Genomic DNA, 21,919 nt, shown 5'->3' with positions numbered 1-21,919 from the left:
GGCCTTTTCGTCGGGAACACTCTGCGGCTCAGCCCGGCGGCGCGGCCGCCAGCACCCGCTTGGCGCTCGCGACGCCCGATTGCGCCCGCTTGGCGAAATACGCCGGCGTCAGCAGCAGCCTGGCCAGTGCGGGCAATAGAATCATCGCGCCCAGCATGTTCCAGAGGAACATGAAGGCCAACAGTATTCCCATGTCGGCCTGGAACTTGATGCTCGAGAACGTCCAGGTGGCCACTCCGACGGCCAGCGTGACGCCGGTCAGCATCACGACCTTGCCGGTGAACCGCAGCGCGCGATAGTAGGCTTCGGACAGGCTGAGCCCGGCGCGCAGATGCGTCAGCATGACCGACAGGATATAAAGCGCATAGTCGACACCGATCCCCACCCCGAGCGCGATCACCGGCAGCGTGGCAACCTTGACCCCCATGCCGAGGGAAACCATCAGCGCCTCAGCCAGGATGGAGGTCAGCATCAGCGGCAGTACCGCGACCAGCACGCCGCGCCATGAGCGGAACGTGATGAAGCTCAGGATGATCACGGCGCCGTACACCAGGAACAACATTTCGCGCCATGCCTGCTTGACGGCGATATTGGTCGCCGCCTCGATGCCGGCGGAGCCGGCGGCGAGCAGGAACCTGGCGTTGACACTGTCGTTTTCTTTGGCGAACTGTTTGACCTCGTTGACCACGCTGGCCAGGGTATCGGCCTTGTGATCACGCAGATAAGCGAAGATCGTCAGCAGATCGCAGGACTCGTTGTACAGGCCGCGCGGCGCCTGGGCGGTGATGAAGTTGAGCATGTCCTGGTTCTTGATCAGTTCATACCATTTGGGATTGCCCTCGTTGAGCCCGACCAGGACGCGGCGGTTCATCAAAGCCAGCGTATTCGTCGAATCGACCCCTGCGAGCTGCCTGATCTGCCATTCCAGGGCATCGACTCGCATCAAGGTATCGTATTTGGTGCATCCGGCCCCGCCCTCGGGCGTCTTCACGAGCACGGCGAAGACATCGCTGCTGGCGCCATAGGCCCGATTCATGAAAACGACGTCCTGGTTGTAGCGCGAACCAGGCCTGAGTTCCGGCGCGCCTGGATCCAGATCGCCGATCTTGAGCTGCTGGCTGTAGAAAAATCCTACCCCGGCCAGCACCATCGCGGCCCCAATGGCGGCACTGCCCCACTTCCGCGTCGTGAACAAGTCCAGGAAACGCCAGACCGGATGCCTGGTGGCCTCGGGCCCGCTGCTCAAGGTCTCCTCGCGCAGGCTGCGCAGCGCCGCCTTCTGGCTGACCCCGGTATAGGACAGCAGGATCGGCAGCAGAATCAGGTTGGTGAAGATCAGCGCGACGACGCCCAGGCTTGCCGCGATCGCAAGCTCGCGGATGACCTGGATATCGATCAGCAGCAGCACCGCGAAGCCCACGGCATCCGCCAGCAGCGCGGTCAGGCCAGCCAGGAACAGGCGGCGGAACGTATAGCGGGCGGCCACCAACCGATGCGTGCCGCGACCGATGTCCTGCATCACGCCATTCATCTTCTGGGCGCCGTGACTCATGCCGATCGCGAAAACCAGGAAGGGAACGAGCATCGAATAGGGATCGAGGTCGAAGCCGAGCAGCGGCAACAGCCCCAGTTGCCACGTCACGGCGATCATCGACACCAGCACGACCAGGGCGGTGCTGCGCACACAGCGGGTAAACCAGAACACCATCGCCGCCGCGATCAGCACCGCGATCACGAAGAAGACCAGGACCTCTTTCAGGCCATCGATCAGGTCGCCCACGATTTTCGCAAAACCAGTGATATGAATGGCGACGTCATCGCTTTGATGCTTGCTACGGATATTCTCCAGCGCTCGGGAAAAATCAGCATAATCCACCGGACGGCCCTGGGCGTCCTTGCTCAGAAGCGGCACGTAGATCGCACTCGAGCGGGCATCGAGTGCGATGATCTGGCCAATCTCGCCGGAGCGGGCGATGTTCGCCTCGAGCCGGGCCAGGCTTTTTGGCGAGCCGTCATAGCCTTCGGGAATGACCGGACCGCCTTCGAGACCTTCTTCAGTCACGCCAACCCAGCGTGTGCTCGGGGTCCACAGGGACTTCATGAATGCGCGATCCACACCGGGAATCAGAAAGACCTCGTCGTTGATCTGACGCACCGTCTCCAGATAGGCCGCATCGTAGATGGTCCCCTTCTTGTTTTCGACCGCGATGCGCACCGCATTGCCCAGCCCCTTGAGGTCCGTGCGATGCTGCATGTAATTGGTGATGTAGGGATGATTGGCCGGAATGGTCTTCTCGAAACTCGTGTTGAGGCGCAGGCCAAGCGCCTGAGATCCAAGCAGCGCGGTGACGAGCACGCAGATCAGAATCACGACCAGGCGGTTGTTGAACAGCAACTGCTCGACGAAAGAGCCCGAGTGCTTGTCGAATTCCGCCAGGTCACGAACGACAGGCGGAGCGGAAACATGGGAGGGATTCATGAGTATCCTCGTATTTTTGGCTGGCGCGGGCGGCGATCAATCCGCCCCGCTGTCCTTCACCGTAGACGCGGGCGCAAGGCGGGCGACACCTTGCAAGCCCGTGGCGAACAATGAACCATCAGCCAATGGCAGAAGCCCGGTCAACATCGGCATCTGTGCCAGCGCCCGGGGTTTCAGGTGCTGGCCATCATCCTCGCTCTCATAGACCTGGCCCGCCTGATTGGCGAAATACAGCCGCTGGCCGTCGACGGCCAGCGCCGTAACAGAAACCGGCGTGGGCAATTCGATCCGCGTCCAGTGATCCCCCTGACCAGTCAGGCGATAGGCATTGCCGCGCAGGCCGGCGACGACCAGGTCGCCGGAAGGCAGCACCGCGGCGGAGAAATAACTGCCCTCATAGGGCGAGGTCAGCCGGCCGAAGGTGCGGCCGCCATCAGAGGAACGCAGAACCAACCCCTGCTCGCCCACGATATAGAGCCTGGCGCGGGTTCCGCGAATCGCATAGAGATGGTTTTCCCCGGGATTGTCGATCCCCCCCATCAGCGATTCCCAGGTCCGCCCGCCATCGCTGGTGCGAAAAGCCAGGTTGTAGGCGCCAACGACGATTCCGTTGTCCGCATCAAAGAAAAGGAGGTCGAGAAACGGCTTGTCCGGGCCATCGTCGACCAGGCGCCTGGCGGATGCCTGACGCCTGCCCCCGGCCGCGCCGGCCTGGCGTCCAGCGGCAGCTAGTTCGATTTGCGCGGCAGTGACGCCATCGAGCTGGCGCCGCCAGTTCTTCCCGCCATCGTCGCTATGGAGCACCGTTCCGTAATGACCCACTGCCCAGCCATGCCGCTCGTCGACGAAAAACACCGCAGTCATGGTCACGGCCACCGGCACCCGCGCCTGTATCCAGCTTCTCCCCGTATCATCCGAATACAGGATCAGGCCGCGTTCACCGACCGCGACCAGACGGTTACCCGCCCGGACTATAGCCTGCAGCCAGGCTTTTTCGGGATGCCTCACCAGAGTGGCCGGGCGGGATTCCGGCGTGGTGACCGCCTCTGCAGGCAACGCCGCCCCGGCCCAGAGCATCCCCAGAAGCGCCCAGAACCCGACCCGTCTCGCAGCGCCCAGAATTGCGATGCTCATTTTGTCTCGTCCTTTTTTCCATTATGCGATACATTTGTACCGCTTAATTTTTGATTATGGGGAATGATCGGTTGGAAATCAAGCAAACTCGACATGGGTCTTGCCTTTCAACGCCAGGATTTCCCGGGCCTCGGCGGGCGTCGCGATCTTCATGCCCAGGTCTTCCAGGATCCGCCGGATCTTCCCGACCTGCTGGGCATTGCTGGCGGCCAACTCACCCCGCTGGATGAACAGGGAATCCTCGAGCCCCACCCGAACATTGCCGCCGAGCATGGCAGCCTGCGTGATCAAGGGCATCTGGTGGCGGCCGGCGGCCAGAGCGGACCAGACGTAGTCGCCGCCAAAGAGCCGATCCGCCGTCCGCCGCATGAACATCACATTATCCGGATCGGCACCGATGCCGCCCAGGATGCCGAACACGCTCTGGATGAAGAAAGGCGGCTTGACGAGGCCACGATCGACGAAATAGGCCAGATTGTAGAGATGCCCGATGTCATAGCACTCATGCTCGTAGCGAGTGCCATAGTCGGACATCAACTCGTAGACGCGGGCCACGTCCTTGAACGTGTTCCTGAAGATGAAGGACTCGCTGTCGAGGATGTATTGACGCTCCCAGGGAAATTTCCAGGTGTCGATCCTGGAGCCCATCCCATGAAAGGAAAAATTCATGGACCCCATGTTCAGGGAGCACATTTCCGGCTTGAAACGCAGCGCCGCCGCGAGACGCTGCTCGACCGTCATCTCCGGGCTGCCGCCGGTGGTCAAGTTGATCACCGCGTCGGTGGCCTCGTGGATCGCCGGCAGGAACCGGGCGAAGACCTCGGGATCGCCGGTCGGCGCGCCCGTCTCGGGGTCGCGGGCATGCAGGTGCAGGATGGCGGCGCCGGCCTCGGCCGCGTCGATCGCCTGCCGCGCGATATCGGCCGGCGTGTACGGCAGGGCCGGCGACAGGGTCGGCGTGTGGATAGCGCCGGTCACCGCGCAAGTGATGATGACTTTCTTGGAGAGATCTGCCATTTTCGTTTCCTTTGGGGTTTTCAAGCCTCGTCGTCGCGGTAGACGACGTGACGCTGGATCGGCACGAGCGTGATGCCGGTTTTCCGGGTGAAGATTCCCCATACGCCCCTGGGCGCCTTCAGCATCACGCCGATGGCGACCGCACCGAGGACGAGGAGATAGGTGGTGCCGAGATCGGCCAGCGTCTCGCGCAACAGGAAGAAAAGGATCGTGCCGATGATCGGGCCTTCGATCGTGCCGATGCCGCCGATCACCGCGATGAAGATGACATAGGCCGTCCAGTCGTTGACGCTGAAGGCGGCATCCGGTGAGATGCGCAACTTCTGCAGGAAGATGAAGGCACCCACCATGGCCGTCACGCCCGAAACGGCGACGTAGACGCCGAGCCTGATGCGGGCGCCGTCGACGCCGAGGCTGTCGGAAGCGATCTCGTCGTCGCGCAGCGCCGTCAGCGCCAGCCCGGCCTTCGAGCGCAGCAACAGCACCACGAAAAGCAGCGTGCCGACGGCCAGCGCAAGGCCGGTCCAGTAGATCGCCATGTCCCGCAACGCGCGGTCCCGAGCGATCAGCGCGACCACGGACGTGGGCAGGCTCGAACCCGAGCCGCCGCCGAGCGCGGACACCTGTGCGAAGGATAGGCGGAACACTTCGGCCAGGACCCAGGTGCCGATGGCGAAATAAGCGCCCCGCAGGCGAAACAGCAACGGCGCGACCGGCACAGCCAGGAGCGCCGCGGCGACTCCGGCCAGCGGCACGGCCGCCAGCGGATGGATGCCGAGGAACATGGCCAGGGTGAACAGCAGATAGCCGCCGAAACCCACCCAGGCCTGCTGGCCGACCGAGACCAGCCCGGCGTAGCCGGCCAGCAGGTTCCAGAGGCAGGCCAACGCCATGAAGGAATAGACCTCGCCGAACAGGCGCATGTGGGCGCGGCCGGCCCACCAGGGCGCAGCCAGGAGGACGGCGAGCAGCACGGCGAACAGCGCCAGGCCGAAGCGGCTCGATGGCGTGGAGCGGCGGATCCGGAACGAGGCGGCCATGGCTCAGTCCATCCTCGGAAACAGGCCGCGGGGCCTGAGCACCAGCACCGCGAAGAACACCAGGTGTCCGGCGAGGATCTGCCAGCCCGGCGAGATCTGGGCACCCATCGTCTGGGCGACGCCGAGCACGATGCCCCCGGCCAGCGTCCCCCAGAGACTGCCCAACCCGCCGATGATCACCGCCTCGAAACCGAAGATCAGCCGCGCCGGCCCGGAGGCTGGATCGAAATTCGTACGGATGGCGAGAAAGATGCCGGCGATCGCCACTACGGCGGTCGAAAGCGCCATCGCAATGCCGAACACATGGTTTCGGTCGAGCACCATCACCTGGGCCATTTCCGCGTCGTCGGAGGTGGCACGGAAGGCACGACCCAGCCTGGTCCGAAAGAAGATCCATTCGAGGCAGAAGATCAATACGACGGAGACACAGAACATCAGCAGCGGCAGCACGCCGACCTGCAGGCCCGGTAGGAGGCTGAGACTCACGGCTTCGATCGAGCCGGCGGCCAGGCGCCGGCTGTCGGCGGTAAAGGTGGCCAGGAGCCCGTTCTGAATGATCACCGAGATGCCGAAGGTGACGAGCAGCGGCGACAGCAGATCCTTGCCGATGGTCGGATTGAGCAGGCACCGCTGCAGCCCATAGCCGATCGCCGCCATCAGCGGCACGGCGAGCACGGCCGAAAGCAACGGGTGCAGGCCGGTGAGGTCGACGATCACCATCGCCACATAGGCGGCCAACACGATCAGGTCGCCATGGGCGATGTTGACCAGACGCATGACGCCGAAGATCAGCGACAGACCGGCGGCAAACAGCACGTAGAGTCCGCCGAGCATGATTCCCTGCACGAGCGCGTTGATCCAGTCCACGGTTAGGCTCCGAAATACGCTGCGGTAATGTCCGCGCGCGTGAAACTGCGGGGTTCGCCGGCCAACGAGATCCTGCCTTCCTGCAGGCAGACGAACCGGTGGGCGGCCGAGAGCGCCCGGCCGACGTCCTGCTCGACCAGAATCGCCGAGACCCCCGTGCGGATGATGGCCGGCAAGGCCGCATAGATATCCTTGATGACCACCGGCGCCAGACCCAGCGAAATCTCGTCGAACAGGATGACCTCGGGATTGGCCATCAGCGCCCGGCCGATCGCCACCATCTGTTGCTGGCCACCCGACAGTGCCGTGCCGAGTTCGTGGCACCGCTCCTGCAGCGCCGGAAACAGGCTGTAGACAGTGTCGAGCGTCCAGACGCCCGGTCGGCCGCGCTCGCCACCGATCATCAGGTTTTCTTCGACGGTCAAGGAACGAAACAGCCGCCGGCCTTCCGGCACGAGCGCGATACCGCGCCCGGCGATACGATCCGGACGCATCCCGCCAATCGCCTCGCCGCGGAAGCGGATCATCTCGCGCTGCGAGGGCACCAGACCCATGATCGAACGGATCAGTGTCGACTTGCCGGCGCCGTTTGCGCCGATCAGCGCCAGGACTTCACCCTCGCGGAGATCGAGATCGATGCCGAACAACGCCTGAAAATCGCCGTAGCCGGCCTTCAGGCCGCGGAGGACGAGGATGGGCTCAATCATGCGTCGTCTCCACACCCATGTAGATCTCGGCCACTTCCCTGCTCGCCATGACCGCATGCGGCTCGCCCTCGGCAATCTTGCGGCCGAAATCGATGACGGCGATGCGATCGACCACGGCGAGCAAGGCATGCACGACATGCTCGATCCAGATGATCGAGACGCCTGCCTTGCGGACTTCCGCGATGGCCGCCACCAGCTCCTGGCATTCCGGTTCGGTCAGGCCACCAGCGATCTCGTCGAGCAGCAGTAGCTTCGGCCCACTCGCCAGGGCACGAGCCATTTCCAGCCGCTTGCGCTCGAGCAACGTCAGTTGGCCGGCCAGCACATTGGCCTTGCGCCGCAAGCCAGTGAGCTCGAGCACCTCGATCGCCTTTTCGGCGCTGTCTCGCTCCGGACGCCGACGACCGAAGGCGGCGCCCACCAGGACGTTCTCATAGGTGCTCATGCCGGCGAAGGGATGCGGGATCTGAAAGGAGCGCCCGATGCCCCGGTGACAGCGCGCCCGAGCCGGCAGCGCTGAGACATCCACGCCGTCGAACACGATCCGCCCCGAATCCGGAGCGACCGTGCCGGCGATCAGGTTGAAAATCGTGGTCTTGCCCGCGCCGTTCGGCCCGATGATGCCGAGCGCCTCACCGGCCGACACGGAGAACGACACGGCGTCGGTCACCCGCAGCCGCCCGTAGTGCTTGCTTACGTCATCCATTTCGAGCATCGCCATGTCATGCCTCAGATTCAGGAAGGGACCCGCCTCCCGGAGCGGATCCGGATGGTCAGGCGAGCAGTTGCAATTCACCGCCAACCGGGATCTCAGGCGCCATCCGGTTGGTGGTGATCACCAGCTCGACCTTGTCGCCACGCTTCTGCCACTGGCCGGCTACCAAGGGCGTCTTGGTCACGTTCTTGACAGGGCCGGAGGACCAGTCGACGGGACCAACGATCGTGGTCATCGATGTGCTGCGGATCGCCTCGATAATGGCGGCGGGGTCCTCGAGGTCGGCGGCGCGCCGCACCACGTCGGCCACCACTTCGAACAGCGCGTGCTTGAAACCGATCGGCTGGATCCAGGGTCGTCCGGTCGTCCGGGTGTAGCCCTGCGCGAGACTGCGCGAGCTCTCACCGGTCAGGCTGGAATCGAACGGATGGTCGGGCGACCACCAAATTTCCGAGGAAAGGCCGACGCTGCGCTCGCCGAGCGACTGGATGGCCGAGGGAAACAGCAGCGCCTTGCCGATGGTGACGATCTTGGGCCTGAGTCCCTGCTGGCCAGCTTGGCTCCAGAACGTAGCGAAATCAGGCGCGATCATGTTGCCGGTGACGATTTCCACACCAGCCGCCCTGAAAGCGGAAATCTGCGAACTGAAATCGTCGCTCATCGGCTGGTAGCGGCCGGGGTCGGTGAGCGCGAAGCCGGCTTCCGCCAGTGGCCTCGGGAAACCACGCTCCGAATCGCCCCAGGCATTGCCGTCGGCATCGTTGGGAAACAGGCCGCCGACCTTGTGGGCGACCCGAGGGTTTTCCCATAGCGACAGAAAGGAAGCGATGACGTCCTCGAGTCCCCAGAAGAAGTGATAGGTGCTTTCGAAGCCTTCGGCGGGGTTGCCGTTGCGACCGAAGAAATACGGTTGCCAGGGGCAGTCGGTAGTGATGCAGGGGGTGCCATTTGCCTCCGCCTGATCGGACACCGGATTGACCGTATCCGGGGTCGAGGCGGCGACGATGAGATCGACCTCGTCCGTGAGGATCAGGCCGGCGGCCACTTCCGCAGCCCGGTTCGGGTTGGACTGGCTGTCCTTGGAGACGATTTCGATCTTCCAGGACTTGCCGTCGTTCCGTACGCCCCCGGAAAATGCGGCCCTGACGCCTTGAAGAATATAGTCATCAGCCTCGGCGAAGCCCGCGAGCGGGCCGGTGCGCGGGCTGACATGGCCGACCTTGAACACCGGCTCGTCGGCATAGGTGCGCGTGGAGCACAGCACGGCCGGCGCGGCGACGAGGCCGACTCCGGCCTTGAGCAACGCCCTGCGCTTGCGGGATGCGGCCCGCTCCCCCTGGGTCGAATGCATATGTCCTCTCCTGTAAATTCATTCCGCGGTCTGGATGCAGCGTCTTCACCGACCTGGACTCCTCCAGAATGCCGTGGTGAAAATCGTGTGCGCAGTATCAGTCCGGTTCCTTGAACTCCTTCAGGTAATCGTAGACACGGCTGCGCAGCGCATCGGCCTCCCGATCCGTCCAGCGTCGAAAGCCCTCTCCGGTCTTCATGCCCAGACGGCCGTCCGCCACCAAGTCGCGCAGATAGGGCGAAGGGCCCGGTTCGCGGTTCAGATGCGGCAGCACGACTTGGTGGATGTCGAGCGTCAGGTCGGTGCCCACCAGATCAGCGTTTTCGAGCGGGCCGAGCACCGCCAGCCGTCGGCCGAAACTTTGCTTGACCACGGTGTCGACGGTTTCGGCATCGGCGATGCCTTCCGCGACGATGGCGACCGCCTCGCGCCAGAGCGCATGCTGAAGGCGGTTGCCGACGAAGCCGGCCACGTCCTTCTTCACATGCACCGGCGTTTTGCCGGCCGCCCGCAGGAGCGCCATCGTCCGCTCAATCACTCGTGGGTCGGTGCGTGCCATGCCGACGACCTCGACCAGCGGCACCAGGAAGGGCGGATTCCACCAATGAGTGCCCAGGATCCGGCCATTGTCCTCGATGTCTCCAGCGATCTCCGTGATCGGAATGACCGACGTGTTGGAGGCAAGCACCGCATCCGCCGGGGCGAGGCGGACGAGTTCGCGGAAGATCGCCTGCTTGAGTGCAGGCTTTTCCGGCGCCGCCTCGAAGACGAAATCGGCCTGCGCCACGGCCTCGCCGAGATCGGTGTGGCCGCTCACCCGCTCCTCCGGGCCGGTTTCCAGGCCCAGTCGGCGGAAATTGTCGGTGATCCGGCTCCTGAGGCTATCGAGGGCGGTGGCCTGGGCGTCATGGACGCGCACCTGGTGGCCCGCCCGGGCAAAGACCTGGGCGATGCCGTGACCCATGAGACCAGCGCCAACAACGGCGATGCGAGACTTGATTTCGCTCATCGCTCAGCCCGCCGTATAGCCGCCGTCGGCATAGAGAATGTGCCCGGTGTAGAAATCCGAGGCGCGGGAAGCCAGGAACAACAGCGGCCCCGCCAGATCCTCGGGCTCGCCCAGACGCCCCTTGGGGATTCTCGCCAGCATCCCCTCGCGGGTCGCCTTGCCCTTCTCTGTATCCTCGAACATCCAGGCGGTCAAGGGCGAGCGGAACACCGTCGGCGCGATCGCATTGACGGTGATCCCGCTTTTGCCCCATTCGCACCCCAGCGCCCGGGTCAGCCCGTCGACCGCGGACTTGGACGTGCAATACGCGCTATACCCGGCGGGATGTCCCAGCTTGCCCCGTGCCGACGACACCAGGACGACCTTGCCGCCCCGCCCCCGCGCCAAGGCGCGCATCCCGAAAGCCCGGCAGAGCAGCCAGGTGCTGGTGACGTTGCCATTCATGACGCGCTCGAACCGCTCGAGGGACATCTCCCCGATCGGCGCCACGTCGTTCATCCCGGAAGCAACCACCAGGATATCGGCACCACCGAAACAGCGGTCGGCGATTTCCAGAATGGCTTCGCAATCCACCTCGGTCGAGGGGCGGCGCGCGATGGTTTCGACAGCCGCGCCGCTCGCCTGGCAGGACTGCGCCACCTCCGCCAGTTCCTGCGCTCTGCCGGCGGCCAGGACCAGCCGGGCTCCGGCGCCGGCAAGGACCCTGGCGGCCAGGGCGCCGAAGGCTCCGGAAGCGCCAGTCACGACCGCAACCTTGCCGCGAATGTCGAACAGGCCCATGGAATCATTGATGCTATTCATGATGTCTTCTCCGGATAGGGCATGATCACCAGCATGGAAGCAACGGCATTGCCCTCGTTCTTGATCTCCCGCATCTCGTCGGGCCCGATATGGCAGCTGTCCATCGCTCCCAGGACCACCTCTTCTCCTGCGCAGCGCACGGTGACCTCGCCAGCCACCACCACATAGATCTTCTCCAGGGGGGACGAGTCCGGTCCGGCGCCCCCTCCGGGCAGAAAATGGGAAAGACCAACCCAGCATTGCTGCGGCCCCCCATCCTCGAATCCCTGCAGACGCAGCCCCCGCATGTCGTAGTGATTAGGGGCCGCGTAGGGCTTCGCCTCGGCGAAACGTTTGATCCTCATGATTACTTGCCAGTCTCGAAGCGGTACCTGCCACTCGGATCGACGATGGCGACCAGACGGACGATGCAGCCGTCGCCCTTGGTCCAGCGCCACGGGAAGGCCGCGAAAGTCACGCGCTTGCCGGTCACCTTGTCCAGCTCGCCGCCGATATTCTCGATGCCGCAGATGCCGTGCTTGAGGATGGCCTGGTGGCAGGGCTCCCATTCGGGAAAGTCCTCGATGACCTTGCGGCCGGTCTCACGCTCGTACTCGCGATTGATGTCCGGCAGCAGGCCGTTGGGCCAGCCTGGGCCGTGCGGGCCGATCGCCGTGCCCAGCGGGTGGTCCAGCGCCTGGGTATCGGTGCCGATCATCTTGACCTTCTTGTCGGCGAACCATTCGCCGGCATCCTTGTAGAACCCGGGCGAGTAGGCGTAGTACATGCGGTTGTCACCATAGTGATGGTGCCAGCCGGTATTGACGACGACGATGTCCCCCTCGTGGATCTCCGGCGTCGCCTTTTCCAGGTCGTCGCCCGTGATCACTTCCCACTTGCCCTTCGGGATCGACACCACCACGCCGGTGCCGAAGAAGTGCGGCAACGGCACCTCGTCCATGAACGGCGTGCCCTCTACCACGTGGGCCGGTGCATCGATATGCGTGCCGGAATGCATGACAGTGGTGATGCGCTGGGTCAGCACGCCGGATTTCGCCATGGTGTGCAGCCGCTCGATCTTGACGTCCTCGAAGTACGGCCAGCAAGGCTGGCCCAGCCCCCAGGGGTGGCTCAGGTCGTAGAACTCGAGCCCCATGTCGTTGTCGAGATTCTCCTGAAAATTGATGCCTCGGATCGTAACCATCTTCAAGTCTCCTGAACTGATATCGATGTTGACCAGGCTCGCTCGCCCCAAAAAGACGATGCCTGGCATGATTTTTAACCCACAAAGCGGTACAACAGTATCGTATTTTGGTCATTATTAAAATTTTGTCAAGCGTCAAGGTGAATTTTCACGGCAGTGAAATCAACTCTTTCATTCCTTGAGAATTTGGTTGACATCTGGAAATGTACCGCGATACGATTCACATCAACCGCAATGCGGTATTTTTGCAGAGGAAATGCTTTCCGGTCAAAGATGGCGAAAGACCAGCGCGAAGGCAGCGCTCAACGACCGGATTAGTCAGAAATGCATCCACATGTATGCATCCGCTAGTCAAAAAGGAGGAGAAATGGAGAACACTTCACACAGGAAACGACCGGGCTTCGCACGGCGCTTCTCACCGCACCCCATCCGCAGGGCCGCCGCAGTGGTCCTGATAGGACTGGCGATCCCGCCAGCCGTCAACGCCTTCCAGATCGAAACCGAAGACCCGGATCTGCGGGTGCTATGGGATACGACGGTCAAGTACACCTTGATGAACCGGCTGAAGAATCCGGACTCCCGGCTACTGGTCGATCCCGATCAGGACGACGGCGACCGCAACTTCAGGAAGGGCATCGTGTCGAATCGCCTCGACCTGTTCAGCGAGTTGGACATCTCGAAACACGGCTGGGGTGCGCGGGTCAGCGGTGCCGCCTGGTACGACACCCAGTACCACGGGAGCAACGACAACGACTCGTCCAGCACGGTCAATCACTCGTCAACGTCCTACAACCACTTCGCGTCCGACACCAGGGACATCATGGGCCAGCACGTTGAACTTCTGGACGCCTTCGTCTTCGGCAAGTTCGACCTCGGCGCCGCCAAGGCCAATTTCCGCCTGGGCAAGCACACGGTGATCTACGGCGAGAGTCTGTTCCTGGCACCGAACTCGCTTGCCGGCGTCATGGCGCCGGTCGATGCGATCAAGGCCGCCTCGGTCCCAGGCTCGCAGACCAAGGAAATCCTGATGCCGGTCAACCAGGTCTCGGGCAACATCCAGTTGACCCCGGAACTGATGATCGGCGCCTATTACCAGCTCGAATGGCGCAAGGCCCGCCTGCCCGCATCCGGCAGCTACTTCTCGACGGGCGACCTCTTGGACGACGGCGGCGAGATCTTCTACGGGCCGGGCGGCTTGCGGCGCGGCGACGACACCAAACCCAGCAGCTCAGGCCAGGGTGGCATCCAGGTGCGCTACCGCATCAACAGCATCGAAACCGACCTGGGCTTCTATGCCCTGCGGTACAACGAGAAATTCCCCACACCCACCGGGGACTTCGCAACCGGCAAATACTGGCTGGACTATCATACCGGCGCCAAGGCCTACGGCATGAGCGCGACCAAGACCTTCGGCAACGTGAACCTGGCTACGGAATTCTCGATCCGCAAGAACGTCTCCCTGGCCAATCGCACCCCGGTCTTCTACGCCAACGGCACGCTGGTGAACGATCCCTACCCGGTCGGCAACACCGCCCACTGGAACATCTCCTGGCTGGCGTCACTCGGACCTTCGTTTATTTCCAAGGAGGCCGATTTCATAGGAGAAGTCGCCTGGAACCGAACCTTGTCGGTCACCCGGGGACACTATGACAAGAACGCCAACCGGGATGCCTACGCCATCCGCTTCGTCTACGAACCCAAGTACCGTCAGGTCCTGGACGGCCTGGACATCTCGGTGCCCATCAACATCGGCGCATCCCTCGGAAAATCCAGCGCCATCGGCAACGCACTGGGCGGCAACAGGACCGGAGACATCTCCATCGGCGTCGCGGGGACCTACCTGGGCACATGGAAGGGCGCACTGAACTACACCCACTATTTCGGCCGGACCGCCACCGAAACGACCGACGGCATCATGAACTGGGGCCAGTACTATGCCGACCGCGACTATATCTCGCTTTCGATTTCTCGTACGTTCTGATATCAGGAGTCAAGCATGAATTTGAAACTTGCACTTGCAATGGCTGCTGTGCTCGGGACGACGCTCATCGGCTCGCAGTCGATGGCGGCGGTCTCCCCCGAAGAGGCGGCAAAACTCAAGACCGAGCTCACCCCGTTCGGCGCGGAAAAGGCCGGCAACCAGGACGGCTCCATCCCCGCCTGGACGGGCGGCTACACCACCCCGCTGCCCGGCTTCAAGAACGGCGGACGGCGCCCCGACCCCTTCGCGAGTGAGAAGCCCCTCTTCTCGATCTCGGCTCAGAACGTCGACCAATATGCCGACCAGCTGTCCGAAGGCGTCAAGGCGCTGATCAAGAAGTACCCGGACAGCTACCGCGTCGACGTCTATCCGACCCACCGCACCGCAGCCGCGCCGCAATGGGTCTACGACAATACCTTCAAGAACGCGACCCGTGCCCACATCAACGGCAATACGCTCGAAGGCGCCTACGGCGGCATCCCCTTTCCCATCCCCAAGACGGGCGCCGAGGTCATGTGGAATCATCTGCTGCACTGGCGTGGAACTTCCTTCCACGTCGACGTCCGCGGCATGCAGGGCACCGGCGACGGCAAGCACGTCCCGACGGTCTTCTCGTCCAGCGACTTCCAGATGCCCTACTACTTCGAGGACGGGTCCCCCGAAACGTTCAAGGGGGCGTTCTGGCTGATCCGCATGATGAACTACGGTCCTCCGATCCGCGCAGGCGAGGCCATCGTGGGCCGCGAGACACTCAATCCGGACAACTCCCAGACCTGGGTCTACCTGACCGGGCAACGCCGGGTCCGCAAACTGCCGAACGCCTGCTGCGACACCCCGTCGGCGGCCAGCGCGGGGGTTGCGATGTTCGACCAGACCAACGTGTTCAACGGACGTCTCGACCGGTTCGAATGGAAGATCCTCGGCAAGAAGGAAATGATCATTCCATACAACACCAACCGCTCGCTGCAGCGTTCTCTTAAAGACGTGCTGCTGCCGCACCATCTCAACCCGGACGACGTGCGTTGGGAGAAACACCGGGTCTGGGTCGTCGAGGCCACCGTCGCGCCGGGCGTTCGCCACCAGTCGCCCAAGCGCCGCTACTACGTGGACGAGGACACGTGGGTCGCCACGCTCGCGGATCACTGGGACGCCAACGGCCAGCTCTGGCAAATGGGCTTCTCGATGCCGATCGTGATGCCCGACCTGCCCGCCACCGCGCCCCCCATGGTGTTCGGCTTCTATGACCTGCTGTCCGGAGCCTGGTACTACGACTCCATCCTGAACGATGCCCGGGAGCAGTACAAGATCATGCCGCGTTACGACGACACGGTCTTCACGCCCGAAGCCATGGCCGGAGAAGGCGTACGCTAGGTATCGAACACCCCCTTGCCGCCAAAGGCAAGGGGGTGTTTTTCTCAGCCCATCCAGAATCAGCCCCATGCTCAAGAGCGTCGTCATCCACGACATCCCCATGGACCACATCGCCACGAAAGTATCCTGCATGCCTGGGATCGACTGGTCGAGCTCTGGTATCCGTCGTTCGCCGCCTGGCATACCGCGCTGATCGAGGCGCCGCCCCCATAACAAGCCACCCCCATGACAAACCAGGAGACATTTCATGATCAAGTTCATCATCGCCGCCCGCCGCAAGCGGGAGGACACGCAGGAGCGCTATTTCTACGAATGGGGCATCATCCACGTCGCCCTGATGATCACGACCCCATCCGTCGTAGGCAAGACATTCAAGCGCTACGTCCAGCATTATTCGATTTCAGGGATCACCGACGACATGCTGATCCACCCGCTGTCTCCGATGGAATGGGACAACATGGCCGATCACTGGCTGGAGGGCATCGACAGCATGCTCGGCTCCACCCATGCCCAGGATTACGTCCAGCGCATGCAGCCGCACGTGTTCGGCGACCAGGAATTCGTCCTCATGCTGACCGAGGGCACGGTCATCCACCAGGACGAGGGGTTCGACGCCAGCGGCGTCAAACTGATCCATTTCCTCAAACGCAAGCCAGGCATTTCCCTCGAGGCCTTCAACCGCCACTGGCGTGAACGGCATGCCCCGGCCGTGCTGGCCGCCACGGAAAAAGGCCTGCTGCGCAAGTACGTGCAAAACCCTCAACATGAATTCGATCGGGACTTCTTCGCCGGCAGCATCTTCGCCCACGGCAGCGTCAACGCCTACGATGGCGTCGAGGAGTTCTGGTTCGACAGCCTGGACGATCTCGCACAGATGCGCCGCAACCCGCGCATCCACGATGCGATCCGCAACAGCGAAGCCGAGTTCATAGACGCCGGCGAAACGTTCTCGATGGTCACCACGGAACGGGTGATCTACGACTATACGCTCGGCGAGAAAAGCAGCCCGCCCGCCGCCATCCACGATCCGAACAGCCTCGAAGCCGCGATTTTCCGCCAGGGGTTTCGCGACTGGAACATTCCTACGAAATCCTCCTCAAAGGACTAGCCATGAAATACACCGTCAGCCAGGACGCCATGGGCACCCACATCGACTGGGAGCACGAGGGCGTGACCGCGCACATGATCGACTGGTTCTGGAGCAACATGGAGAAAGGCTTCATCCTGTGGCATCCGGAACAGCACGAACCCCTGGAATGGGCCGTTCCGCCGCAACACGGCAATCCCATCGGCTCGATCCACATCGCACCCCAGACCTGGGACGACGGCCGCCGCCAGAACCTCTACATCCGCTTCGAAAAGCTCGAAGATGTGCCCGCCGAAGTCCGCGACTATCTCGTCTACGAGCACGTCGTGATCGTCGCCGGACTCGGTCTGGGCGAGGAATGCCTGGTCAACCCCGACCCCATGGGCTACCGGATCCATCAATGGCAAAAGACCGACTCGGGTGTCGTCGGGAAATCCTCGGGCATCGGCACCCGCCGCAAGGAAACCCCCGAAGACGGCAGGATCTGGGCAGCCCACTGCGCCCAGGAAATCGGCAACTGGGGGCATTTCCTGCCCCAGCTGCACACGCTGTACAAAGTCGTCACCGATACCCGCCGGAATCCTTTCGCCGATCTTTCGGTCGACGGCAAGGGACGGGACGCCGTCTACCGCCACATCAAGTAACCGGCCGCGGCGGGACGCGGGCGCCGCACGCCCCGCCGCTCATTTGTCCGGCAACGGCTGCGCGGCGCCGACGAGAAATTCAGCGGCGTCCAGGATCGCGATGCGCGCCTCGGGATCTGCGGCATGCACGATCCCACTCAATTTTCCGACCTGGGAGGCATCCGCCACGAACAGCATCAGATCACGGCCAGCCATGTCCCTCAGCGTGCTGCAATGGACCATCGCACCGCTTTCGGACAGCTCCGACGCGAGTCTCGCGGCCAGATCCGCGCCGCTCATTCGAGTCGAGATCTGGACCATCTTGCTGCGCACCCGCCCGGTCAGCGCGAGATCGACCACCAGCCCGGTGACATAGACGCCGATCCCGGCCCAGAGCGACGACTCGATGTCGCGAAAGGCGATCGCCGAAGCCAGGATGACGCCCGCGTCCAATGCGAGGATCACCTGGCCGACCGGCAGGCGCAGACGATTGGCGATGACGCGCGCCAGCAGGCTCCAGCCGCCCGCCGCCGCCTCCCCCATGTAGACCAGAGCCAGGCCGGCGCCCACCAGGCTGCCCCCATACAGCGCGTTGAGCAGGGGGGCGTCGGTCACGGCCGGATCGGGCATCGCCCATGTCAGCAATTCCATGAAAATCGCCGTGCAAGCGATGGCATAGGCGGTCCGCAACAGGTAACCGCCGCCCAACAGGCGCGCGCCCACGATCAGCAGCACGGCATTGATCACGAACAGCGTCGCCCCCTGATTGATCCCGTAGAGATGGAACAGGATGATCGCAATGCCCGGCGGCCCCCCGGTGGCGATCTGGTTGGGCGACAGAAACACGACCACAGCCAGGGCCACCAGGAAGGAACCAGCGGCGCCATGACACAGATGACGGGCCAAGCGCGGCATTGCTGTCTCCTGGGCGCCGTCAGGCGGCGTGTCCGACGATGCGCCGGCGGCAGAAGCAGCCGGAGAGCAGCGCGATCAGCGCCAGCCCTCCCATGGCCATGCCGATCAGCCCGATCACCCCGGCCCGGCCGCCGGCATGGTGAGAGAAGTAGACCACCAGGACCGGATTGACGAACATGCCGAACATCTGGCACGAGATGAACGCGCCACTGCCAAAGCCGCGGCGGGAGAACGGCAGTTCGCGCATGTTCCAGGTCACCATGGTCGGCAGCAGCAGGCCGGCACCGAAGCCGTTGACCATCACCCCGGCCGTCAGCGCCCAGTAATCGCCGGCCGAAGCCATCATCAGGAAACCGATGGCGGCAATCGCGACGGCAAGGGCCAACTGCGCGGGCACCCGCAGGCGCGGCGCGACGATCCAGCCGAAGACCAGCGTCCCCGCCACCACCCCGACGCTGTTGAACGCCATCGCGATCCCGATCGCGCCGGCGGACTCCACGCCAATGGCCTCCATCAGGTAGGCGCCATGGATCGGCACCATCAGGAACACCAGGCCCACGAGGAAGGCGATTGCGCAGATCCCGAGCAGCAGCAACGGGCGGAAGCGGATCCCTGGCTCGTCCTGGACCGGCGCGGCGGCATCGCCGGCCGAGCGGCCCGCCTTCGTGTCCCACAGGTAATAGGCCATCAGCGGCATGAGCAGCAGCGCGACCCCGTAGATCGCATAGGGCGCCCGCCAGCCGACGCCGCCGAGCATGCCGCCCAGCATGTTGAGGAACACCGCCGAACCCGCCGCCACCGTGGTCTGCAGCGACATGAACTTCTCCCGCCGCCCGCCGCTGTAATAGTCACCGATCATCGTCGTGCTGGTGGTCATGATGATGGCCTCGCACATGCCGATCACCGCGCGGCTGGCGACGATGAGCGAAAACGAATCGAGCACCATCGGCGCCACGCCGACCACCGCGTACAGGCCGGTGGCCCAGACCATCAGCGGCTTGCGCCCGATCCGGTCGGCCAGCGCGCCGGCGAAGATGCTGCACAAAGCCATGACCAGCAGCGGCAGCGTCATCGTCATCGGCACCCAGTAGTCGGCATTGGGCACGTCGGAGAAATGCGCCTGCATCTGGGGCAGGCTCGGGCCGAGAATTGCCGTCACCAGGACCGACAGGCCGCTGGCGACGAGCAGGATGAACGCGTGGATGGCCCGGGGCGTGCGCATTGGCGCGGACGCTGGCGCGGGGCGGCTGCCGGCAGGAATCATGGTTTGTCTCCATAGAAGGCTCGATGCGGCCCATTGATGATTGGAATACTCGCCAATATACCGCTATACGGTACATTTGTATTGTTTTTTTATCAAGAATAAGGGATACCCTGGCCTCTCCGGGAAGGCATCCCTATTAGTGCCATGGTCTCTCCGGGCTTGCCGGTGCGTCAGGCCGAGGGCGCGATCAGGATCTTGATCTGCCCATTACCCGGCCTGGACAGACGCTCCAGGCCCCGCTCGACGCAATCCTCGAGGTGGATCACGTCCGTCACCAGGGTGCTGAAATCGATCTTGCCCACCGCCATCAATTCCAGGTAGGTGCGGACCTCGTCCTCGGTATAGACGAAGGAGCACTGCAGATCGATCTCATGCGGGACGAAACGCGCCGTAGCCAGCGACAGGGGCTCTCCACCCGCACCGATCAGCATGACCTGGCCCCCCGGCCGGACGCATTGCATGACACAGGTTTCCAGGGAGTCGGCCCGGCCAACGCACTCGAACACCACGTCGGCGCCGACCCCGGTGCCCAGGATGTCGCGGATTTTCGCACCAACGTCATCGAATCGTTTCGGGTTGAGCACATAGTCCGCGCCATAGGCTCTCATGATGTCGTGCTTGTCCTCGGCGACTTCGAGGGCGATGATTTTGTTCGCCCCCGCCAGCTTGAGCAATGCGATCGCCGACAGCCCGATGCTCCCACCGCCGCTGATCACCACATTGTCGCCCAACCTGAAGCGCGATTTCCGGATGCCATGAAAGGCCACGCACACCACATCGAACAGCACTGCTTCACGGGCATTCACGCCGGCCGGCACCTTGATCAGCATCGTGTGCCGGACATCATTGACCAGCAGGTACTCGGCATAGCCACCGTCCAGTTCCCCGATGCCGGCCGTGCGCGGAAAGCCGTTGATGCAGATGTTGGTCTCTCCTCGCCGGCACGACGGACAGTTTTCACGACAACGCGTCGGCGGGCCGCAGAGTATCTGATCTCCCACGGCAAACTCCTTGACGCCTGAACCAATCCGCACGACAGTACCCACCGTTTCGTGCCCGAGCACGCGGACCGGAGAAATGATGCCCGCCATCTGGTAGCTATGCACATCGGTGCCGCAGATTCCCACATAATCGACCCTGACGAGCAATTGTCCCGACCCCGGCTCGGGAATCGGACGGTCCTCCAGCCGTACATCTCTCGGACCGTAATAGACTGCACATTTCATGTCATCACCATCATCAGCACAAAGTTGGTTTCGTGGCCAACCAGGCTTCGTGGCATGGAAGACCCGCGTGTGAAGGTCGGCGGCCCGACGGATAGCAAAAGCAGAAATAACCATACTACAATACAATTGTATTGAGCATCAGTACAATGACACCGTACCCGGATAGTTACGCTCACGTCCGGACGCGATGCATGCGTACTGCCTAATCGTCCGGCCGGAAACACAATGAACGAAGCCAACCAGCTCGCCGAAAGACAAGGCATCCAGGTCATCGCCCGCGCGGCGGCACTGCTCCGGATGCTCGAAAAGCACGCCGAAGGCATGACTCTCACCGCCCTGGCGCAACAGGTTGGCCTCGCCCGCTCGACGGTCCAACGCATCGTCGACTCGCTGTCCGACGAATCCCTGGTCTTCATCGGCACGAGCGGCGGCCGTATCCGGCTCGGTCCGATGCTGCTGCCCCTGGCTGCGGCCACACGCTTTCCCGTCACCGAACTGATCCGTCCAGTCCTGTCGTCAGTGGCTGATGAAACTGACGAAACCGTCGCATTAGGCGTTGCCAAGTTCGATCACGTCGTCTTCGTCGACCGGATCCTCGCCGGCCAACGCGTCACCTCCATCATCGAGATCGGCACCACCCTGCCCCTGCATTGTTCGGCCAGCGGTAAAGCCATCCTCGCCTCATTGAGCCCCGCGGAACTCCAGATCGCCCGGAAAACCTTGACGCTCGAAAAATACACGGCGAAAACCATAACGACCTGGCCCAGACTGGAAAAGGAATTGGCGGAAATCCGCACCCAGGGGATCGCCGCAGACCACGAGGAGCACTCCGAAGGAATCTGCTCTCTGGCCATCGCGTTCACCATCCCCGGCGGCACCCGATGCACACTTGCAATCACGCTGCCGACATTGCGCTACCAGGACACCAAGGAAACGCTGCGCGACGTGCTGCTCCATGCTCTCAAGACCATCGAAAAGCGACTGAACTGAGAAAACGGCGAAACAGGCGTGCCAGGGATGTCCAGACGGACATCTCTAGCACGACCCGCCCGGAGCGCACGCCCTTCGGGCCAACCTCTGCGCCAAACCTCCAACCTAGAGGCCCAGCAGCGCGTCCGAAGGGACGACCGTGCAATATTCCCCGTCCAG

20 protein-coding genes are annotated in these 21,919 nt (G+C 63.2%); 5 read left to right on the top strand and 15 right to left on the bottom strand.

Features of this window, described 5'->3' with window-relative positions:
- Positions 1-28: 28 nt before the first annotated feature.
- The 12 genes from VDP74_RS13950 to VDP74_RS13895 form a co-directional block, all read right to left on the bottom strand.
- Positions 29-2,479, bottom strand: a complete 2,451-nt coding sequence (locus VDP74_RS13950) for an efflux RND transporter permease subunit (RefSeq protein ID WP_323000252.1) — start codon at positions 2,477-2,479, stop codon at positions 29-31.
- 36 nt (positions 2,480-2,515) lie between these two features.
- A complete protein-coding gene (locus VDP74_RS13945; RefSeq protein WP_323000251.1) occupies positions 2,516-3,613 on the bottom strand; it encodes a WD40/YVTN/BNR-like repeat-containing protein in 1,098 nt (365 codons plus the stop codon).
- A 78-nt stretch (positions 3,614-3,691) separates the two neighbouring features.
- Positions 3,692-4,630, bottom strand: a complete 939-nt coding sequence (locus VDP74_RS13940) for a 3-keto-5-aminohexanoate cleavage protein (protein WP_323000250.1) — start codon at positions 4,628-4,630, stop codon at positions 3,692-3,694.
- 20 nt (positions 4,631-4,650) lie between these two features.
- A complete protein-coding gene (locus tag VDP74_RS13935; RefSeq protein WP_323000249.1) occupies positions 4,651-5,670 on the bottom strand; it encodes a branched-chain amino acid ABC transporter permease in 1,020 nt (339 codons plus the stop codon).
- A gap of 3 nt (positions 5,671-5,673) precedes the next feature.
- On the bottom strand, positions 5,674-6,537 hold the full coding sequence (locus VDP74_RS13930; RefSeq protein ID WP_323000248.1) for a branched-chain amino acid ABC transporter permease: 864 nt from the start codon (positions 6,535-6,537) through the stop codon (positions 5,674-5,676).
- Positions 6,538-6,539: 2 nt separating this feature from the next.
- Positions 6,540-7,244: an ABC transporter ATP-binding protein gene (locus VDP74_RS13925; RefSeq protein ID WP_323000247.1), complete on the bottom strand. Its 705-nt coding sequence runs from the start codon at positions 7,242-7,244 to the stop codon at positions 6,540-6,542.
- Positions 7,237-7,965 (bottom strand): ABC transporter ATP-binding protein, encoded by a 729-nt coding sequence (locus tag VDP74_RS13920; RefSeq protein WP_323000246.1) that lies wholly within the window; start codon positions 7,963-7,965, stop codon positions 7,237-7,239. The genes VDP74_RS13925 and VDP74_RS13920 overlap by 8 nt, the downstream gene beginning before the upstream one ends.
- 52 nt (positions 7,966-8,017) lie before the next feature.
- Positions 8,018-9,310 carry an ABC transporter substrate-binding protein gene (locus VDP74_RS13915; RefSeq protein ID WP_323000245.1) on the bottom strand — a complete coding sequence of 431 codons (1,293 nt, stop codon included), beginning with the start codon at positions 9,308-9,310 and terminating at the stop codon, positions 8,018-8,020.
- Positions 9,311-9,407: 97 nt separating this feature from the next.
- A complete protein-coding gene (locus tag VDP74_RS13910) occupies positions 9,408-10,319 on the bottom strand; it encodes a 3-hydroxyacyl-CoA dehydrogenase family protein (protein ID WP_323000244.1) in 912 nt (303 codons plus the stop codon).
- A 3-nt stretch (positions 10,320-10,322) separates the two neighbouring features.
- Entirely contained in the window at positions 10,323-11,120 is a 798-nt protein-coding gene (locus VDP74_RS13905) for an SDR family NAD(P)-dependent oxidoreductase (protein WP_323000243.1), read from the bottom strand.
- On the bottom strand, positions 11,117-11,464 hold the full coding sequence (locus tag VDP74_RS13900; RefSeq protein ID WP_323000242.1) for a cupin domain-containing protein: 348 nt from the start codon (positions 11,462-11,464) through the stop codon (positions 11,117-11,119). Before VDP74_RS13900 ends, VDP74_RS13905 begins: the two co-directional genes overlap by 4 nt.
- Before the next feature lie 2 nt (positions 11,465-11,466).
- The gene (locus tag VDP74_RS13895) at positions 11,467-12,303 is read right to left on the bottom strand and encodes a cyclase family protein (protein WP_323000241.1); all 837 of its coding nucleotides are present in this window, start codon (positions 12,301-12,303) and stop codon (positions 11,467-11,469) included.
- A gap of 367 nt (positions 12,304-12,670) precedes the next feature.
- Between VDP74_RS13895 and VDP74_RS13890 the strand changes: the two genes are divergently transcribed.
- From VDP74_RS13890 to VDP74_RS13875, 4 genes are all read left to right on the top strand, one after another.
- The gene (locus VDP74_RS13890; RefSeq protein ID WP_323000240.1) at positions 12,671-14,284 is read left to right on the top strand and encodes a DUF1302 domain-containing protein; all 1,614 of its coding nucleotides are present in this window, start codon (positions 12,671-12,673) and stop codon (positions 14,282-14,284) included.
- Between the two features lie 15 nt (positions 14,285-14,299).
- A complete protein-coding gene (locus tag VDP74_RS13885) occupies positions 14,300-15,655 on the top strand; it encodes a DUF1329 domain-containing protein (RefSeq protein WP_323000239.1) in 1,356 nt (451 codons plus the stop codon).
- Between the two features lie 247 nt (positions 15,656-15,902).
- Positions 15,903-16,763 (top strand): EthD domain-containing protein, encoded by an 861-nt coding sequence (locus tag VDP74_RS13880; RefSeq protein WP_323000238.1) that lies wholly within the window; start codon positions 15,903-15,905, stop codon positions 16,761-16,763.
- A gap of 2 nt (positions 16,764-16,765) precedes the next feature.
- On the top strand, positions 16,766-17,386 hold the full coding sequence (locus tag VDP74_RS13875) for a hypothetical protein (RefSeq protein WP_323000237.1): 621 nt from the start codon (positions 16,766-16,768) through the stop codon (positions 17,384-17,386).
- Positions 17,387-17,425: 39 nt separating this feature from the next.
- On the opposite strand, the gene VDP74_RS13870 is transcribed toward VDP74_RS13875, so the two are convergent.
- From VDP74_RS13870 to VDP74_RS13860, 3 genes are all read right to left on the bottom strand, one after another.
- Entirely contained in the window at positions 17,426-18,280 is an 855-nt protein-coding gene (locus VDP74_RS13870) for a YitT family protein (RefSeq protein ID WP_323000236.1), read from the bottom strand.
- 19 nt (positions 18,281-18,299) lie between these two features.
- Positions 18,300-19,544, bottom strand: a complete 1,245-nt coding sequence (locus VDP74_RS13865) for an MFS transporter (RefSeq protein WP_323000235.1) — start codon at positions 19,542-19,544, stop codon at positions 18,300-18,302.
- 170 nt (positions 19,545-19,714) lie between these two features.
- On the bottom strand, positions 19,715-20,770 hold the full coding sequence (locus VDP74_RS13860; RefSeq protein ID WP_323000234.1) for a zinc-dependent alcohol dehydrogenase: 1,056 nt from the start codon (positions 20,768-20,770) through the stop codon (positions 19,715-19,717).
- A gap of 225 nt (positions 20,771-20,995) precedes the next feature.
- Between VDP74_RS13860 and VDP74_RS13855 the strand changes: the two genes are divergently transcribed.
- Positions 20,996-21,760, top strand: coding sequence for an IclR family transcriptional regulator (locus VDP74_RS13855; protein WP_323000233.1), 765 nt, complete (start codon positions 20,996-20,998; stop codon positions 21,758-21,760).
- Positions 21,761-21,919 lie beyond the last annotated feature (159 nt).

This window comes from Castellaniella sp. (assembly GCF_034674885.1).
In the GTDB taxonomy this organism is placed as follows: Bacteria; Pseudomonadota; Gammaproteobacteria; order Burkholderiales; family Burkholderiaceae_B; genus Castellaniella.
This window is presented reverse-complemented; position numbering and strand designations above follow the sequence as displayed.

What these genes read in the sequence shown, in the direction of transcription:
- VDP74_RS13900 (WP_323000242.1), bottom strand. Translation starts at nt 11,464, where the DNA reads ATGAGGATCAAACGTTTCGCCGAGGCGAAGCCCTACGCGGCCCCTAAT.
- VDP74_RS13875 (WP_323000237.1), top strand. Translation starts at nt 16,766, where the DNA reads ATGAAATACACCGTCAGCCAGGACGCCATGGGCACCCACATCGACTGG.
- VDP74_RS13920 (WP_323000246.1), bottom strand. Translation starts at nt 7,965, where the DNA reads ATGGCGATGCTCGAAATGGATGACGTAAGCAAGCACTACGGGCGGCTG.
- VDP74_RS13880 (WP_323000238.1), top strand. Translation starts at nt 15,903, where the DNA reads ATGATCAAGTTCATCATCGCCGCCCGCCGCAAGCGGGAGGACACGCAG.
- VDP74_RS13925 (WP_323000247.1), bottom strand. Translation starts at nt 7,244, where the DNA reads ATGATTGAGCCCATCCTCGTCCTCCGCGGCCTGAAGGCCGGCTACGGC.
- VDP74_RS13860 (WP_323000234.1), bottom strand. Translation starts at nt 20,770, where the DNA reads ATGAAATGTGCAGTCTATTACGGTCCGAGAGATGTACGGCTGGAGGAC.
- VDP74_RS13855 (WP_323000233.1), top strand. Translation starts at nt 20,996, where the DNA reads ATGAACGAAGCCAACCAGCTCGCCGAAAGACAAGGCATCCAGGTCATC.
- VDP74_RS13885 (WP_323000239.1), top strand. Translation starts at nt 14,300, where the DNA reads ATGAATTTGAAACTTGCACTTGCAATGGCTGCTGTGCTCGGGACGACG.
- VDP74_RS13895 (WP_323000241.1), bottom strand. Translation starts at nt 12,303, where the DNA reads ATGGTTACGATCCGAGGCATCAATTTTCAGGAGAATCTCGACAACGAC.
- VDP74_RS13945 (WP_323000251.1), bottom strand. Translation starts at nt 3,613, where the DNA reads ATGAGCATCGCAATTCTGGGCGCTGCGAGACGGGTCGGGTTCTGGGCG.
- VDP74_RS13865 (WP_323000235.1), bottom strand. Translation starts at nt 19,544, where the DNA reads ATGATTCCTGCCGGCAGCCGCCCCGCGCCAGCGTCCGCGCCAATGCGC.
- VDP74_RS13910 (WP_323000244.1), bottom strand. Translation starts at nt 10,319, where the DNA reads ATGAGCGAAATCAAGTCTCGCATCGCCGTTGTTGGCGCTGGTCTCATG.
- VDP74_RS13890 (WP_323000240.1), top strand. Translation starts at nt 12,671, where the DNA reads ATGGAGAACACTTCACACAGGAAACGACCGGGCTTCGCACGGCGCTTC.
- VDP74_RS13915 (WP_323000245.1), bottom strand. Translation starts at nt 9,310, where the DNA reads ATGCATTCGACCCAGGGGGAGCGGGCCGCATCCCGCAAGCGCAGGGCG.
- VDP74_RS13950 (WP_323000252.1), bottom strand. Translation starts at nt 2,479, where the DNA reads ATGAATCCCTCCCATGTTTCCGCTCCGCCTGTCGTTCGTGACCTGGCG.
- VDP74_RS13905 (WP_323000243.1), bottom strand. Translation starts at nt 11,120, where the DNA reads ATGAATAGCATCAATGATTCCATGGGCCTGTTCGACATTCGCGGCAAG.
- VDP74_RS13870 (WP_323000236.1), bottom strand. Translation starts at nt 18,280, where the DNA reads ATGCCGCGCTTGGCCCGTCATCTGTGTCATGGCGCCGCTGGTTCCTTC.
- VDP74_RS13940 (WP_323000250.1), bottom strand. Translation starts at nt 4,630, where the DNA reads ATGGCAGATCTCTCCAAGAAAGTCATCATCACTTGCGCGGTGACCGGC.
- VDP74_RS13935 (WP_323000249.1), bottom strand. Translation starts at nt 5,670, where the DNA reads ATGGCCGCCTCGTTCCGGATCCGCCGCTCCACGCCATCGAGCCGCTTC.